Below are 15,537 nucleotides of genomic sequence, written 5' to 3' on the forward strand. Positions count from 1 at the left end.
CCCCGGGATTAGCAGCCTAAAAAGGCGCATATCTCATTTTTGAACGCTTGCGGCTGTTCGAGGTTCGACAGATGCGCCGCATCCGCGATGACCTTGAATGTGCCATTGGGTGTGGCGTCAGCCATTGCTTGCATAACAGCGACGGGTGCCGCAACGTCCTGAGCGCCCGTCATGAACAACGCGTCATGCGTAAGCCCTGACAATGACGGCAATACGTTCAATGACTGCAAGCAGCGCGCCGTCCCTTCATACCCTATGGAGGCCGTGGCGTTGAACATAGCACGTACGACATCCAGTTTGGACTTATTCGCCGCATCCGCAAGGAAACCTTCAGTAAACCAGCGGGTTAACGTCGGCTCACAAAGCGCTGCCAGATTTTCACTATGCAATTTCGCAATATTACCGACCCAGATCGCTTTATACGGGTCGGGCGCATCTGCGCGGGCATCACAACAAATAATCCGGTTCACCCGGTCCGGGTGCTGTGCCGCCAATGCCAATGCCGTCATTCCACCAAGCGAGACACCAAGAACATCAGCTTTTGCGATACCCTCATGATCCATCAACGCAATCAGATCACCGACCAACTGCGGGAAACTGTAGGGTGAAGCACTCGCGCCGCTTTGCCCGTGACCACGTGTGTCGTAACGCAAAACGCGGAAGGTTTTTGCCAAATATGACGCTTCATAGTCAAACAAGCGCATATCGGTCGCCAGCGAATTGGAACAGATGATCCAATCACCATTGGCAGGGCCGTCAATTTGATAGGCCAGCTTAACGCCGTCAGATAGCTCTAGGAAATTCAAGTTGGCCATCAGTTATTTTCCAACGTCAAAGCGCCAAGCGCTGCATTAACCTTTGGCAGCACTTTTTCCGCCGTCAGGATCATAGAGCGACGACCCAATTCGCGGTCTGCCCAGTCGTGACCTGCATAGACAAGCTTGCCAAAGTGGCCAACTTCCTCATGGAATTCCAACACCTGATCAGCAACACTTTCAGGATCACCGTAGATCACTAAACGATCCATCACGTAATCCAATGTCACATCATCGTCGGGCATGTTTTGATCTTCTTTGAACAGGTTCAAACGCCCGCCCGCCCGCATTTTCGTCAATAGCTGACTATAGTAAAACACATAAGGGCTATCAGGATCACGCGCATAGGCTTTGGCAGTCGCCATATCTTCGGCAACACAAATGTTCTTAGCGACGCTCCAGTTATTGAAATCAGCCTTCCGGCCACCCTGTTCGCAGCCTTCTACATAGTTGGGCCAATGGGTTTTCACCCATTTAGGCAGCAAGAAATTCGCAGAAATGGGCTCCCACCCGCGCGCGGCCATCGCTGTCACCCCTTTTGAAAACGGGGCGACGACGGTCCCAACGATGGGGGGATGTGGATCCTGATAGGGCTTGATCACAGTGCCTTGCCCGATCTCGGGGATCATTGTCTTTTCAGTCGAAACCTCAAAAAATTCACCCTTTAGATTATAAGGCGCTTCGCCTTCCCAGATCTGAAGCACCATATTGATGCATTCGATGAACATCTTGTTGCGGTCATTATCAAGGTTGCCGAAAATTTCTGCGTCTGACATCAGCCCGCCGGGCGAGATACCGAAATTCATCCGGCCTTTGGTCATGTGGTCAAGCATCGCCACTTCGGCGGCGACCCGCGCAGGGTGCGAATTTGGCAGGTTCACGGTTCCCGTGCCAAGCCGAATATTTTTCGTCTCATAGGCAAGGCTCGCCATAAATGCGACGGTGGACGTAATCACCTCTGCAAGATCGGTCGTATGCTCACCGCAATAACCTTCGACGAACCCAAGCTCATCCGCGAGAATAAAAGCTTCGCGGTCTTCTTGCAGGCTTTGTGAAATCGATTTCCCAACCGGGTGTATCGGCATCGTGAAAAAAGAAAGCTCCATCTGTCCCTCCCAAGGATGTCAAGCAATGTTGGCGGCTAGATTGACCGTCTCGGGGCAACAGGGAAAACGATGCTTTGTTATAGCTGCAATCAGAAAATCTGATTGCCATCGCGGGTTAAATGCATTGGCATAGGTCAGAGTGAGCAATCAGATTTTCTACTTGCCCCTATAAGTTTTGATGAGTTGCAAGGCCTTGCCGTTCGCCATCTATTCGGTTTGGTATGCTGTCGTATCACAAGGGGGGAGCCTAGGATGTCTGACAAATTTACGGTTGCGATTGCCGGTTTTGGATGGTGGGGGCGCCATATGGTGAAACGGCTCGCGACTTCGCCAGACATTGATGTTCTTGCGGTGATCGAACCAAATACGGCTAATCATGCCGATATCATCGCCGCCGGTGTTGATGCTTGCGCCGATTTCGAAACCGTACTTGCCCGCCCCGATATCGATGCCGTGATCCTGACGACCCCGAACCCTGTCCACGAAGAGCAAGTAACCATGTGCGCCGCCGCCGGAAAGCACGTCTTTTGCGAAAAGCCACTTGGGCTAACGGGCCCCAGCGCAAAACGGTCCGTGCAAGCCTGTATTGACGCTGGCGTGACCTTGGGCATTGGCCACGAACGCCGGTTTGAGCCGGGATTAGAGGCGCTGAAAGCTGAAATCGACAAAGGCGGGCTTGGTACGATCATGCATGCCGAAGCCGCATTCAGCCACGATAAGCTGATCAATGTACCCGCGGGCGATTGGCGGACCTCCAAAGCCGTGAGCCCCGCCGGCGGCATGACCGCGATGGGCATCCATCTGACTGATTTGCTCATCTCATTCTTTGGCCCGGTCGAAACTGTACAAGCGATGACGGCGGATCGGTCGCTAGGCTGGGAAACCGGGGATTTGGTCACTGTGCAGCTTGGCTTCAAAGCCGGGATGACAGCAACCCTAAGCGCGGTTTTACATACGCCCCACTTCATCCGCATGCATGTGTTCGGGACCGAAAAATGGATCGAAGTCCGCAACGATTCGCACCCAGACACCCCCGGCGGCAAGGTCAGCTATGTCGAAGCGGCCACTGGCCAACCGCACCGTGAACAGGTTTTTGAATGGACCGATGCCGTCGTTGACAATCTGAACGCATTTCGCGAGGCATGTCAGGGCACAGCACCTTATCGTTTTAGCCATGAAGAAATGATTCACAACATCGAAGTTTTAGATGCGATCGCCCAGTCTGCAGAGACCCGCGAAACCATCCATATGGGATCTTAAATGCTCAACCTGCCGAAAATTATGGTCGCCCCAAACGGCGCACGCCGCACGCAAGCCGACCACCCTAAGCTGCCGGTCACGATTGACGAAACCGTCGAGACCTGTATCGCCTGTGCTGGTGAGGGGGCGACTGGCGCGCATTTGCACGTGCGCGACGACGCTGGCATCCATTCGTTGGACGCCGACCGTTATGCCCGTTTGCTAGAAAAGATAGACACTGCCCTGCCCGACTTCTTTGCGCAAATCACGAGTGAAAGCGCAGGGCTGTATACCGCCGCAGATCAGCGCGACCTTATTCAAGCGTTAAAGCCGCGTTCAATTTCTGTCGCCCTGCGCGAATTCCTGCCCGACGAGGCAACGCAAGCGGCTGCAACGGATTGCTATCATTGGGCGTATGAAAACGGCGTTAAGATTCAACATATTTGCTATAGCCGCGATGAGCTTGATCGGCTTATCGGATTTATGAACGACGGTATCATTCCGGGTACACACCACCATGTGCAGCTTGTTTTGGGGTCCTATGACGGGACCAAGATCAGCCGCCTTGAAGACATCGCAAGTTTTGCGGCACCACTTATCACGCCTACGGATGGGGCATCCTTTGACTGGATGATGTGCGCTTTTGGGACTGCCGAAACCGACTGCCTTTTGCGGACTTTTGAATTAGGTGGGAAAGCCCGTATCGGGTTCGAAAACTCGCTTTGGAATGCCGATGGATCCGGTGCAAAAAACAATGCAGAACGTGTCCGTGAATTGGTCGCGCGGATGACCGCAAACTAAAAGGGCAAACATGGACCTGATCCAACTCAAGGCGCTGGCAGAAGTCCTTGCCCCGATCTGTTTCATCATCACGATTGGGTTTTTCTTACAAAGATCATCGGCAAAGGTCGATGTCACAAGTATCAGCCGCCTCATTATGCTGGTCGGGACGCCCGCCTTGGTGTTTTCCACACTCACGACAACCGATCTTCCGACGCAAATTTTGATGGACGTCTCGCTTGCTGCGCTTTGCACCTGCGGGTTAGCGATCATTTTCGCGCTGATTTGCCTCAAGCTTATTGGCAAACCAATAAATACCTATCTGCCACCGTTAACGATGCCGAATTCCGGTAACCTTGGACTGCCGCTTGTTCTGCTGGCCTTTGGTGCTGATGGGTTAGCTATTGGTGTGGCGTTCTATTTTGTCGTGGCCATCATCCAGTACACTTTGATGCCAATTGTCGTTGCAGGGGCATTTTCGCCTAAAAGCCTTGTAAAGGAACCACTCATCTGGGCTGTTATTGCGGCTTTGACTGTAAAATTCACGGGTGCAATGGTCCCCTTGGTTATCGCTGACACCACCGAAATTTTGGGCGGCATGATGATCCCTGTCATGCTCATCCTATTGGGGGCTGCGATCGCTGGTCTTGGGGTATCTGATCTGAAAACTGCGGCCTCGTTGGCGCTTTTACGTCTATCTATTGGATTAGCCGCCGGTCTTTGCACGATCTATTTCCTTGGTGCGACGGGCATCGCTGCGGGGGCGATTTTTATTCTCTCATCAATGCCATCAGCGGTGGTCACCTATGTCATTGCAGCACGCTACGACCAAGGCCCCAAACGCGTTGCAGGGCTTGTGGTCATGTCAACTTTGTTGACCCTGATATGCCTGCCCCTATTGCTTTGGATTTCATTGCAATTGGCCGCCTAAGCCCATCATCGTTTCTTATAGGCCGCATAAGCAACGATGTCTTTTTTCGTGCAAGCGGCCACATTACGGTCATCCCATCGCAGCACTACTGCAGCAGACTAGGAGTGAACCCAATGCAAACCGATGTCATGGAAAAAGCCCCGTCGATAGACCCCAAGGCCTTACGGGATACGTTGTCTTGCTTTCCAACGGGGGTTGCAATTGCGACGACGTCAGCGCGTGAGGGTACACCGATTGGCGTCACGATCAGTTCTTTCAATTCCGTGTCGATGGACCCGCCGCTTGTCTTGTGGAGCCTTGCAAGCAACGCGGGCAGCCTGCCCGAATACATTGCGCACAAAGGCTTTGCGATCAATATTTTGTCCGGCGATCAAGTCGCATTGTGCAAGTTATTCTCAGGCCAAGAACGCGACCGTTTTGAGTCATTGAACTGGACCCGAGGCTTGCATGGGCTCCCCATTCTTGCCGGTTGCGCCGCGACGTTGGAATGCACCACCCATGCCGTGGTTGAAGGCGGGGATCATAAAATCATGATCGGTCGCGTCGAACAGCACGCATCTTTTGATCGGACGCCATTGGTGTTTGGAAAAGGTCAGCTTGGCGCTTTTACGACTGCATAAAGCGTAAAAAAATTGCGCGGTCGCAATGCCGCGCAATTTCTTTAGATGAACCGTTTAAGGCCAGCCTAGCGTGGCAGCCCCTTGCCTTTACCTGCCTCCATAACGCCATCAACAAGCACAAACATAATCGTGCATGGTTCGGTGCCGCGGTTAGCCCATGCGTGGTTCGTGCCGCGCTGTACAACAACATCACCCGCTTTTAGCAGCACGTCATCTTCTTCATTGTCCATCAGCATCCAAATTTCACCGTTCATGACAATGCCATAATCGACGGAATCTGTGCGGTGCATCCATGGATGACGGCCACCTTGCACGATGTTTGCACCGGCGCCCATTTCGGCAAATGCCGCAGCGCCATCTTCGCTGGACAGACGGGCCATCACTTCGGGGTCTTCTGGCATGAATTCCACACAGCGAAACACTGTGCCGTTTTGCGGCGGGTGCAGAATGAAATCGCCAGTGCAGGTTTCCGTTGGCCCGTCGTATTCGGCCGGGGTCTGATCCGTCATCCAGAAATTCGTCAGCCGTACACCCGGACGGTTTGGGCGTTCTAGCTGTTGCGTCGCAATCTGGTCGCTTTCAATGATTGCGGTGCCTTCGGCGTTATGTCCGGTGACAACGCGGCGGTAATCTTTATGTTTCATGACGTAGCTTTCGAAGTTTGGTGAGAGGATCGGTCGAGAACCGCGACCGCAACAAAAAGACCAAGACCGATAGCCGCGCTGATCAACCCTTGGAACAAGAGACACAAGCCCGCTGCCGCCGCGATCAATCGCACCATTGGCGAGAGCGGGCCGTTCAGAGTGCCAATAATCGCAACCGCGATTGCAAATGTGCCCAACGCGGCGGTCACAACAGCAAGTATGTTTTCAACGATTGTACCGCCCATCAGCAGGCCGGGGCCGTAGACAAACGCAAACGGTAGAACAAAGGATGTCGCCGCATAGCTTGCGGCTGTCCAACCAACCTTGTTGACATTCGCACCTGCAATGCCGCCCGCCACATAGGACGCAAGCGCCACAGGCGGAGTGATCGTCGAAATACAGCCGTAGTAGAAGACAAAGAAATGCGCGGTCAATTCAGGTACGCCCAATTTAGCCAAGGCAGGTGCGACAACAGTCGCCAAAATTAGATAGGCCGCTGTGGTCGGCAACCCCATACCCAAAATGATCGACGTGACCATTGTAAAGAACAAGGCGATAAACAGATAGCCGCCTGACGCGACATCAATCAGTGTGGCAACCTTTGATCCAAGGCCAGTCACACCAAGAACGCCCGCAATAATCCCCGCAGCCGCACAAGCCGCTGAAATCGTGACAATAGACCGTGCGCCTTCTGAAACAGAGCGCAGAATTTTTTCAACGAATTCCTTATTGATGGATCTGCGAAAAATCACATCACATGCAAGCAGTGCGCCCATTGCCCAAAGCGATGATTTGAATGGCGAATAGCCCATCAGCATCATCGTGATCAACGTGCCAAAGGCCGCAATAAACGGAGCCCCGTTAAACAGCACTTTACCAAGTGGTTCCTCGCTGGTTGTGGTCCCTGCATTTGGCATGATTCCGGATTTCACGGCCTGCAAATGCACAACCATAAATGCCGATCCAAAAAACAACAAAGCCGGGATAATCGCCGCGGCCATGACAGCCGTGTAGGGGACACCGACGATTTCAGCCATGATGAATGCTGCAGCGCCCATGACAGGTGGCATGATCTGTCCCCCCGTGGATGCAACCGCTTCAATTGCGGCAGCTTGGTGGGGGGCATAGCCTTCGCGTTTCATAATCGGGATTGTGACCGTGCCTGTGACAGCCACATTGCCTGCGGCTGATCCGCTCACCATGCCAATCAATGTTGAAAACAACACTGCCGATTTGGCGGAAGCCGCACGCAAGCCACGTGTGCAACGCATGGACAATTCAAAAAAGAAGTCACCGGCGCCGAAATTCGACAAAAGCGCGCCGAAAATGGTGAACACAATGATGTATTTGGAAGCGACGTAAATCGGAATGCCATAGATCCCTTGGGTGTCTGTTGTCAGGACAGTGACGATCCGACTAAGCGATGCCCCACGCCCCCCCAGAACACCGGGCAGGTAAGGCGCCAAAAACGGGTAGATAAAGAAAACAAAGGTGATCCCGGCCAAGACAAGACCGATACCGCGGCGCGCGGCCTCAAACACCACGACAAGTATGATGATCCCAGCGTAGAAATCCCCAGAAGAGGTGATACCGCCACTAAAGGCGATTGTTTTCCAACGGGTTAAGATCCAGATACTTGCGCCAACTGTTGCGAAAATCAACGAAAGCGATATCGCTCGGTTGACCATGGTTCCTTCCAGTTTGGCGCTGGCGGGCTTGATCACAAAAAGCAATGACAAGGCCAGCATCACGTGGGTGACGCGCATCGGCGTCGTCGAAATCACGAAAAGTCCGGACACTTCCATCAAGTGGTATGCCCCAAGTACGAGTCCTGCCATAAAAATAGCGGTCTGCGCGGTTAAAAACCGACTGATGGATGCCATAACAATTTCCCTGGTTTTACGATGCGGTCGGGACATCGCTGGGATGCCCCGACCAAAAGCGACAAAGTGGTCGCCGAATTATTGAGAGTCGAAATAAGCCTGTGCACCTGGGTGCAATGGGATCGCAAGGTTCAAGGACATTGCTGGATCAATCTGGCGCGCATTGGCATTTTCAGCCTGAAGTTCTTCGAGATTCTCAAAGATTGCGGCAGTAACAGCCTGAACTGTTGCTGCATCCATGCTGTTGGGTGCGATCAACATGTTGTTCACACCGATCACGGTGCCAGCTGTTTCGGTATCATAGACATCCGCAGCCACTTCGACAGCCACATATGCGCCATTTGCCTCAAGTGCTTTTTCCAACATCCCATCTGAGAAGCTGATAAAGCGCAAATCGGCACCTGCAGTCGCCTGCATCACAGCACCCGCTGGGTAACCAGATAGGGCCAGAGCCGCGTCAACCGTTCCGTCAGTCAGTTGGCTGAAACCATCTGAATACGACACAAAGCTTGGAGTGATATCTTCGACGCTCATGTCATGCAAAGGCAACAAGAAGTTTACAAAACCCAGTGTACCGCCGCCTGCGGGGCCAACCGCGACGCGCTTGCCTGCAAGGTCTTCGATTGTTTGGATGTCGCTATCGGCCAAAACCATCATGTGCAAAACAGAAGGATGCAACGCGGCAACCGCGCCAACGTCAATCGGACCTGTATTGCTATACGGGCCAACACCTTTGGTCGCCAATACTGCAAGGTTATTATTTGTAATCGCGATTTCAACTTCACCGCTAGCGATCAAATTTGGGTTTTGAACCGACCCGCCCGTCACGATTGGCACCATAGTGATACCTTCGCCAGCGTGCGCATTCACAACGTTCGAAATACTCTGTCCCATAGGATAAAACGCGCCACCCAACGACGCAGTACCAATACGTAGCTCCTCGGCCGATGAGGCCGTGCCAAGAATAGCCAATACAGCGGCCCCGGCAAGGTTCTTGAATGCAATAGACATGGAATCCTCCTTAACATGCACGCACAAGCTAGCGTTCTGAGGTTGGAAAGCAATAAAAAATCTATATTTTTGGTAAAATAGAAAATAAATAGATATTTATAGTGAAAAGTCCCGCGCATGAATGCATCGAAGCTAGCGCATAATTCGTAACAGTACGACATCATTACACATTTAAAGTGTCGCTATATATCGGCAAATTTAGGCCTATATACTGTATCCTATCGTGACGCGTCGCCAAATACGGTCGCTAGGCCACCCAATTATCAGCCAATGATTGCGCGACGTCCAGTATAGATATGGGATTGCCAAACGCCGAATCTACGTAAATATCAATATTGTCCAAAAAACACGCATACTTCGCGCAGGTGGCGAGCCCAGTTTCAGTATAATAAGAGCCGTATTTGCTTTTAACCCTGATACGGTGCGATCACATCTGCGCTCAGAGCATAAGCGATATCCGCAAGCTGCGTTGACGTTGACGCAGTGCCGAACATGCCAGTCACGGTGACAGGCTCAAACAGGCCGGCGCTTTCGTAGGGCGTCGCCGTTGTGACAAACACAAGTTGGTTTGCGGGCGGTGGCGGCACATGGACGCAGGCCCCTACGTAAGGCACCAAAATGAACGCTGTTACGCCTGAACCGGCATAATCGATAGGCACGATAAACCCCGGCAAGCTGACAACCGCGCCATTCCAATCAGTCCGCACTCCCGTAGACTGCGGTTGCACGCCCGAAGGAATGGCGGTTTCGTCATGTTCAAACAGGCTTTGAAGCGCGGGTGAAATTGCAGATCCGCTATCAGGCAACAAATCTTGCCATTCGAGGTCAATAACGTCTTCGGCAAAGGCGGCATGTGGGGCCAACGCAAGTGCACCAAAGCCAGTCAACACACGTCGACGGTTTGCAAACAGCTTCACCATACGTAAATCTCCATAAGCTCCGCTTCGAGCACGTAACCGGTCTGTGCGACTTCAGTCGTTTGCAGCTCGTGTTGCATCTGGCCGGTCACCCAAACCGCGTCCCATAGGTTATCGGACGGCCATGGCGTGACCGCATTCACGAAAACCAGCTGATTGGGCGGCGGTGGTGGCGTGTGAATGCAGGCCCCCACATAGGGAACCAAAATAAAACTGGTGACCCCTGCAGCCGTTTGCTCCATCGGGATGATGAACCCCGGCATCTTGATATAGGCCCCGTCGAGTGTGGGGTTCAGCTTGGTCGCATTGCCATCAAAGACGGGCAACCAGATGTCATTTACTTCGTCCATCACCCCTTCACCGATGATTTCTGAATATGGGACACCCGGTGGGATCAGATCATCCCAGGTTATCTCGGTCGCAGGGTTTGCTGCAGCAACACGCGGAATCGCAACCCCCGCCGCCGCAATCGCGAGCATTTGTCTACGTGAAACCTTCATCTATTGACCCCCTAAGGTCTAAATCTTGACTATCATACCATCGGCAAGGGACAATCTGTAAGCCCTGATTGCGGGTACCATGCTCACAATTGCGCCAGCGAAAATAACGGTAATCAACACCCAGACCTCGCGCATGCTGGGGGCTTCGATTGGAATCCACAGGCCAAAGGCATTGTCGATCATGGGCTGCGCCACCCAAAGCCCCAGATACAACAGCACCAGCCCAAGCAACGCGCCAAGCGCTGCCATCAAAGCCGCCTCAAGCACCAAAAGGCTCAGAATGATCCGGGGCCGCGCGCCCATCGCCCTGAATATCGCCATTTCCCGGCGACGTTCATTGAGGCTTGAGAAAATAGTCGCCATCATACCGATCATCGCCGTGACAATCACCATCGCAGACACAGCGACCAACGCGGTTTCGGCAATCCCAACAATCTGCCACAGTTCTTGCAGCGCCACGCCGGGCAAGATCGCCAACAGCGGTTCTTGCGGGTATTCATTGATCGCCCTTTGTAGGCCAAAGATTTGCAGGCGACTTTTGACGCCGACCAAGGCGGCGGTCACGGCTTGGGGTTGCAGATCCATCTGGCGGATTTCATCTGCTGGGGTCGATTGACCGGGGATTTGCGCGCCGCTTTGCCAATCCACATGGATCGCTTCAATCGCTTCAAGGCTGACAATCACCGTGCGATCAACAGGTGTGCCAGTTTTGGCCAAGATACCTGAAACACGAAATGGCTGGTCCTTATGTTCAGCAAAAGAGGCCAGCCCGTGTGCCACCACAATCGGATCACCCACCGCGTAGCCCAAGGTCTGCGCAACATCTGCCCCAATGGTGGCGTCAAACAGATCATCCATCACCGCGCCGTCTTGGATGGATAGCGATTGCCCGGAGCGATATTTGTAGCGGTCAAAAAATTCCGCAGTCGTCCCCATCACCCGGAACTGACGATGACTATCGCCAAGCGAGATCGGAACAACCCATTCGACTTCGGGCCGGTCTACGATGTCTTGGTAGCTTTCCCATGTCAGGTTGTTCGTCGCATTACCGATGCGGAACACCGAATACAAAAGCAGTTGGACAGATCCTGACCTCGCCCCAATAATCAGGTCAGTACCTGAAATCGTGTCAGCAAAGCTTGCCTTCGCACCCGTACGCACCTTTTCGACACCTAGAAACAGCGTCACCGACAGGGCAATCGCGAGAATGGTCATCGCGACTGTCAATGCGCGCGCCAAAAGCGATGCAAAGGCGAGACGCAATATCATGCCGCTTCCCTTGTCGTTTGGGCGATATCCGTCATGTGGATCACCCGGTCGAAATGATCAGCCAACCGCGCATCATGGCTGACCATTAAAACCGTAGTGCCATGTGCCTCAGATTGGGCAAACAAGAGGTCAAGGAAGGTGGCTTGCGTGGCCGCATCCAAAGATGATGTCGGTTCATCCGCGACAATCAAGGGCGGCGTGCCGATCAATGCGCGCGCCGCCGCGATGCGTTGTTGCTGGCCAACGCTCAATGCTCCCGCCTTGGTGTGCATGATATCATCTGGCAATCCAAGGTCGCGACAAAGGCGCGAGGCCTCAGCCTTGGGCATAGGAACGCGTTCCGCCCGACCTGACGCAAACCGAAGCGGGAGCAGGATGTTGTCACGCACGCTTGCAAAAGGCAGCAGGTTAAACTGTTGAAATATTAGCCCGACCTGTTCGGCCCGAAACCTGTCGCGTTTTCCGGCGGATAGTAACGCAATATCTGTATCCGCGACGCAAACCGTACCGGATTGAGCCAATATCGTGCCGCAGATCAAAGACAATAACGTCGATTTCCCCGATCCGCTTTCACCCAGTAAAAGCACAGTTTCGGCGGGTGCCAGTCGGAATTCAGGGATCTTCAATGCGAACGATGCCCGCCCCGGCCAGCGGTAGCAAACATCGTTCATTTCCAGAATGTGATCTCGATTGTCCACAAGATGCCTTGGTTAATTCAGGTCGCTCAAATCTAGCACTGGCGCGTCGCGTTCAATTTCAAACGCAGTTGCACCTGCATCGGATACGATTTGGACCTCAACTTCAAGCGCATTGGGGAAGGCCGCGAAATAAGCGAAAGATATCTCGTTTAGCTCAAAAACATGATCGCAGTTTAACAAATACTCCGCATGAAACTCGGTGTGGGCCGCTTCATCTTCGTGATCATCATGGTCATCCTCCGCATGTTCATCATGATCATGGTCGTCATGGTCGTCGTGCCCCTCATCTTCATGGTCGTCATGATCCATGTGACCCTCTTCGCTTTCGAGCGCTGCATGCGCGTCGACAACGCTACAATGCGCGGCCTCAGGTACAACAAACAAATCCAGCGGTTGTTCCAACACTGTCAAAGCTGTTTCAATCTTAGCGAGGTCTTCTGCGCTTTCGGCGACATATTCAAACCCGATAATATCCGCACCGGGGGCATGCAGTTCCATCGCGATTTGCGTGCCATCAAAGGCAATATCAAGCTGGCCGACACCATGTTCATGGCTGTCCAAGTGCCGCGTTTCTTCTGCAAAAGCGGGGGTAGCAACAAGAGTAGACAATACGAGAAATGATGAGATTTTCATATATAGTTTCCATCGTTTAAGGGAATAGTGGTCAGCCTGCACGGCTTTGCCACGCGCGTAAAAAGGGACCACAGCCGACACCGCCAGATCGTTTCTTGCGAGGATCGATGCTTGTTCGCGCATTGTATACAGACCTCCATCGGACACAGTTTTGTTATATTATAAAATAACACTCAACAAGCGCGAATGCACGCTAATTGCAAAACAGTCAAAGACGCACGCGACAATGCCTTGCGGCACTATCGCCTAGCCATGGTTTTATGGTTGTCGTCGTCGCCTCGCCCCTGATTTATCTATTGATAACGCCCGAGCCTTTGCATCACCTCGATTTCGTACCCATCGGGATCTTGAACAAAGAAAAACCGAGCGAGCGTTTTTCCTTCATGTGCAAAATCAACCAGCTTGCGGGGGGCGAGCCCGGCTTCCTCAAACCGTTGATGTTCTGCATCGACGTCATCGACAACAAATGCCGTGTGGCCATACCCGTTCCCAAGGTCATATGGCGCGCTTTGGTTTTTGTTGATTGTTAGCTCCAACTCAAAGGTATTTTCCGCGTTGGAAAGGTAAACCAGTGTAAAGCCGTCAAAGTCCAAACGTTCTGCAACCTTCAACCCAAATGCTTGGTCGTAAAATGAAACGGATTTGCTTTCGTCCAGAACGCGTATCATCGCGTGTACAAACTTTGCCAATGTGTATCTCCTTAGGCTTTGCAGTCTGTTGACCCCTAATACATTTAGTTTGGGGCGGGTATGAACCAAGTACGACCATGCATGAACCTATAGGGACGGAATGGCTAGAACGTTGCGGCGTCAGCGTTTCAGTTCCGCAACAAGGAAATCGTAAACGCGGCGGATCCGGCGGCTGGTCGAAAGTTCGCGGTGCGCGACGAGCCATATTGGAAACCTGAGCGGCTCTAGGTCTGGCAAGACCCGCACCACAGCAGGTTCTGCGTCGCCAATATAAGCGTCCAACACCCCAATACCGGCACCCTGTTTGACCAATTCCCACATAACCAGATAGCTTTCGGTCAAAAGCGGAAAATTAGCTTCGGTAAGCCCAAGGCCAAGGCTGTTGAGCCCCTTCAGCATCATCCCCGAATGGTCCAAGTTGATGAAATCGGCGTGCCGCAAATCATAGGGCACCGTCAGGCTCCCCAGCTTTTCAACATAGCTGGGTGCCGCATAGAGGATCGCATCCGCCATCCCGATTTTCTTGGCAATTAAATCAGGTTCGGTCGGGCGGAAATTGCGCACGGCGATGTCGGCCTCGCGGCGGCGCAAATCACTGGCGCGGTTTGAGACGACAATCTCAACCTGAATACCCGGCTCTTCACGGCGCAGTTTGGCAATGATCGGAGGAAGCAAAACCGCGGCGTAGGTTTCGCTCGCGGCGATCGAAATAGACCCTTCCAGCGTCTGCGATTGACCATGCGCCGTGAGAGACACGCGTTGTGCCGCTTCACCCATCGCGCGCACATGTTCAAGCAGTTCCACCCCACTTGGGGTCAAGCTCAGGCCGCGGCCCACCCGTTCAAACAGCACCACGCCGAGTTCTTGTTCAAGCCCATCGACTTGGCGTCCAAGGGTCGGTTGCGCCATGCCCAATTCACGCGCAGCGGCCGACAAAGACCCTTCCTCTGCTGTCACAAGAAATGCCCGTGCTTTGTTCCAGTCAAATTTTACCGCACGCCAATTCATACGAATATGCATATCAAAATTAGAAAATTGGTCAATTCGCATAGATCGGCACAGATATTAGACCTACGCCAACACAGAAAGGAAACGCAGATGACACCTATCTCACACAATAATTGGGACCCGCAGGCGGCACGTATGGCTGGCGCGCTTTATCTCTCCATTGCAGTCTGCGGCGGGTTTAGCATTGGCTATGTGCCGACGCAGATCGTCGCAAGTGATGCCGCGTCATCCAGCGCCAATCTGATGGCAAATATCGGGCTGCTTAAGCTTGGGGTTTTGGCCGATAGTGCAGTGATCCTGTTCAAACTCGCTATCACGGCGATACTTTTCCAAATGTTCCGCTATGTCGGACCGACCATGTCGATGATCGCGCTGATCTCGCGGGCGGGTATGATCACGGTGATGGGGATCAACCTGTTGCTTTGGGTGATGCCCTATCTTTTGCTGCGCAGCGATGCAGGCCCAACCCTGCTTATTCAGTTCTGTTTTGAGGCCCACGCGATGGGCGTCTTTGTCTGGCAGCTTTTCTTTGGCGTGCATCTATTGGCGCTTGGCTGGCTGATTCTCAAATCCAACGTCGTGCCACATCTGCTGGGGCGCGGGTTGTTTGTGGGCGCGTTTGGCTATCTTATCCAAGGGGTCGCCGCGCTGGCGTTCATCGATATCGCGCTGATCAACTACGCCGCCATCGGCCTGCTTGTGATCGTCACAATTTCAGAGGTCAGCTTTGGCCTATGGTTGTTGATTTGGGGCAGTCGCTTGTCCCCAACACAAACCGTAACAGCATAAAGGAG

Annotated in this window: 17 protein-coding genes; 5 read left to right on the forward strand and 12 right to left on the reverse strand. The window is 53.0% G+C overall.

The annotated features are described in order from the left end of the window. Positions 1–8: 8 nt before the first annotated feature. Together DS901_RS01610 and DS901_RS01615 are read right to left on the reverse strand one after the other, a co-directional pair. On the reverse strand, positions 9–815 hold the full coding sequence (locus tag DS901_RS01610) for an alpha/beta fold hydrolase (RefSeq protein ID WP_113775173.1): 807 nt from the start codon (positions 813–815) through the stop codon (positions 9–11). Further along, positions 815–1,921 (reverse strand): LLM class flavin-dependent oxidoreductase, encoded by a 1,107-nt coding sequence (locus DS901_RS01615; protein ID WP_113775174.1) that lies wholly within the window; start codon positions 1,919–1,921, stop codon positions 815–817. The genes DS901_RS01610 and DS901_RS01615 overlap by 1 nt, the downstream gene beginning before the upstream one ends. Positions 1,922–2,173: 252 nt before the next feature. On the opposite strand from DS901_RS01615, the gene DS901_RS01620 reads away from it, so the two are divergent. From DS901_RS01620 to DS901_RS01635, 4 genes are all read left to right on the forward strand, one after another. After that, complete coding sequence (locus tag DS901_RS01620) at positions 2,174–3,181, forward strand: Gfo/Idh/MocA family protein (RefSeq protein WP_113775175.1); 1,008 nt, start codon at positions 2,174–2,176, stop codon at positions 3,179–3,181. After that, entirely contained in the window at positions 3,182–3,961 is a 780-nt protein-coding gene (locus tag DS901_RS01625; protein WP_220150199.1) for a 3-keto-5-aminohexanoate cleavage protein, read from the forward strand. It abuts the gene before it with no gap. Positions 3,962–3,971: 10 nt separating this feature from the next. Further along, the gene (locus DS901_RS01630) at positions 3,972–4,871 is read left to right on the forward strand and encodes an AEC family transporter (RefSeq protein WP_113775176.1); all 900 of its coding nucleotides are present in this window, start codon (positions 3,972–3,974) and stop codon (positions 4,869–4,871) included. Between the two features lie 113 nt (positions 4,872–4,984). Next, on the forward strand, positions 4,985–5,491 hold the full coding sequence (locus DS901_RS01635) for a flavin reductase family protein (RefSeq protein WP_113775177.1): 507 nt from the start codon (positions 4,985–4,987) through the stop codon (positions 5,489–5,491). A 65-nt stretch (positions 5,492–5,556) separates the two neighbouring features. Here DS901_RS01635 and DS901_RS01640 read toward each other — a convergent pair whose 3' ends face one another. From DS901_RS01640 to DS901_RS01685, 10 genes are all read right to left on the reverse strand, one after another. After that, entirely contained in the window at positions 5,557–6,135 is a 579-nt protein-coding gene (locus DS901_RS01640) for a cupin domain-containing protein (RefSeq protein ID WP_113775178.1), read from the reverse strand. Beyond that, a complete protein-coding gene (locus DS901_RS01645; RefSeq protein ID WP_258546622.1) occupies positions 6,132–7,973 on the reverse strand; it encodes a TRAP transporter permease in 1,842 nt (613 codons plus the stop codon). Before DS901_RS01645 ends, DS901_RS01640 begins: the two co-directional genes overlap by 4 nt. Positions 7,974–8,096: 123 nt before the next feature. Next, complete coding sequence (locus DS901_RS01650; RefSeq protein WP_113775180.1) at positions 8,097–9,029, reverse strand: TAXI family TRAP transporter solute-binding subunit; 933 nt, start codon at positions 9,027–9,029, stop codon at positions 8,097–8,099. Between the two features lie 407 nt (positions 9,030–9,436). After that, on the reverse strand, positions 9,437–9,949 hold the full coding sequence (locus DS901_RS01655; protein WP_113775181.1) for a DUF3299 domain-containing protein: 513 nt from the start codon (positions 9,947–9,949) through the stop codon (positions 9,437–9,439). Continuing rightward, complete coding sequence (locus tag DS901_RS01660; protein WP_113775182.1) at positions 9,943–10,446, reverse strand: DUF3299 domain-containing protein; 504 nt, start codon at positions 10,444–10,446, stop codon at positions 9,943–9,945. The genes DS901_RS01655 and DS901_RS01660 overlap by 7 nt, the downstream gene beginning before the upstream one ends. An 18-nt stretch (positions 10,447–10,464) precedes the next feature. Further along, entirely contained in the window at positions 10,465–11,715 is a 1,251-nt protein-coding gene (locus tag DS901_RS01665) for an ABC transporter permease (protein WP_113775183.1), read from the reverse strand. After that, on the reverse strand, positions 11,712–12,386 hold the full coding sequence (locus tag DS901_RS01670; RefSeq protein WP_113775184.1) for an ABC transporter ATP-binding protein: 675 nt from the start codon (positions 12,384–12,386) through the stop codon (positions 11,712–11,714). Before DS901_RS01670 ends, DS901_RS01665 begins: the two co-directional genes overlap by 4 nt. 39 nt (positions 12,387–12,425) lie before the next feature. Then, complete coding sequence (gene zrgA, locus DS901_RS01675) at positions 12,426–13,169, reverse strand: zinc uptake protein ZrgA (protein ID WP_309472519.1); 744 nt, start codon at positions 13,167–13,169, stop codon at positions 12,426–12,428. A 170-nt stretch (positions 13,170–13,339) separates the two neighbouring features. Further along, positions 13,340–13,735, reverse strand: coding sequence for a VOC family protein (locus DS901_RS01680; RefSeq protein WP_113775185.1), 396 nt, complete (start codon positions 13,733–13,735; stop codon positions 13,340–13,342). A gap of 120 nt (positions 13,736–13,855) precedes the next feature. Next, a complete protein-coding gene (locus DS901_RS01685; RefSeq protein ID WP_113775186.1) occupies positions 13,856–14,755 on the reverse strand; it encodes a LysR family transcriptional regulator in 900 nt (299 codons plus the stop codon). 78 nt (positions 14,756–14,833) lie between these two features. Between DS901_RS01685 and DS901_RS01690 the strand changes: the two genes are divergently transcribed. Beyond that, positions 14,834–15,532, forward strand: a complete 699-nt coding sequence (locus DS901_RS01690; RefSeq protein WP_181820712.1) for a DUF4386 domain-containing protein — start codon at positions 14,834–14,836, stop codon at positions 15,530–15,532. Positions 15,533–15,537: the final 5 nt, after the last annotated feature.

The organism is Loktanella sp. D2R18 (assembly GCF_003318235.1).
Lineage (GTDB): Bacteria > Pseudomonadota > Alphaproteobacteria > Rhodobacterales > Rhodobacteraceae > Yoonia.

What these genes read in the sequence shown, in the direction of transcription:
- DS901_RS01610 (WP_113775173.1), bottom strand. Translation starts at nt 815, where the DNA reads ATGGCCAACTTGAATTTCCTAGAGCTATCTGACGGCGTTAAGCTGGCC.
- DS901_RS01615 (WP_113775174.1), bottom strand. Translation starts at nt 1,921, where the DNA reads ATGGAGCTTTCTTTTTTCACGATGCCGATACACCCGGTTGGGAAATCG.
- DS901_RS01620 (WP_113775175.1), top strand. Translation starts at nt 2,174, where the DNA reads ATGTCTGACAAATTTACGGTTGCGATTGCCGGTTTTGGATGGTGGGGG.
- DS901_RS01625 (WP_220150199.1), top strand. Translation starts at nt 3,182, where the DNA reads ATGCTCAACCTGCCGAAAATTATGGTCGCCCCAAACGGCGCACGCCGC.
- DS901_RS01630 (WP_113775176.1), top strand. Translation starts at nt 3,972, where the DNA reads ATGGACCTGATCCAACTCAAGGCGCTGGCAGAAGTCCTTGCCCCGATC.
- DS901_RS01635 (WP_113775177.1), top strand. Translation starts at nt 4,985, where the DNA reads ATGCAAACCGATGTCATGGAAAAAGCCCCGTCGATAGACCCCAAGGCC.
- DS901_RS01640 (WP_113775178.1), bottom strand. Translation starts at nt 6,135, where the DNA reads ATGAAACATAAAGATTACCGCCGCGTTGTCACCGGACATAACGCCGAA.
- DS901_RS01645 (WP_258546622.1), bottom strand. Translation starts at nt 7,973, where the DNA reads ATGGCAGGACTCGTACTTGGGGCATACCACTTGATGGAAGTGTCCGGA.
- DS901_RS01650 (WP_113775180.1), bottom strand. Translation starts at nt 9,029, where the DNA reads ATGTCTATTGCATTCAAGAACCTTGCCGGGGCCGCTGTATTGGCTATT.
- DS901_RS01655 (WP_113775181.1), bottom strand. Translation starts at nt 9,949, where the DNA reads ATGGTGAAGCTGTTTGCAAACCGTCGACGTGTGTTGACTGGCTTTGGT.
- DS901_RS01660 (WP_113775182.1), bottom strand. Translation starts at nt 10,446, where the DNA reads ATGAAGGTTTCACGTAGACAAATGCTCGCGATTGCGGCGGCGGGGGTT.
- DS901_RS01665 (WP_113775183.1), bottom strand. Translation starts at nt 11,715, where the DNA reads ATGATATTGCGTCTCGCCTTTGCATCGCTTTTGGCGCGCGCATTGACA.
- DS901_RS01670 (WP_113775184.1), bottom strand. Translation starts at nt 12,386, where the DNA reads ATGAACGATGTTTGCTACCGCTGGCCGGGGCGGGCATCGTTCGCATTG.
- zrgA (WP_309472519.1), bottom strand. Translation starts at nt 13,169, where the DNA reads ATGCGCGAACAAGCATCGATCCTCGCAAGAAACGATCTGGCGGTGTCG.
- DS901_RS01685 (WP_113775186.1), bottom strand. Translation starts at nt 14,755, where the DNA reads ATGCATATTCGTATGAATTGGCGTGCGGTAAAATTTGACTGGAACAAA.
- DS901_RS01690 (WP_181820712.1), top strand. Translation starts at nt 14,834, where the DNA reads ATGACACCTATCTCACACAATAATTGGGACCCGCAGGCGGCACGTATG.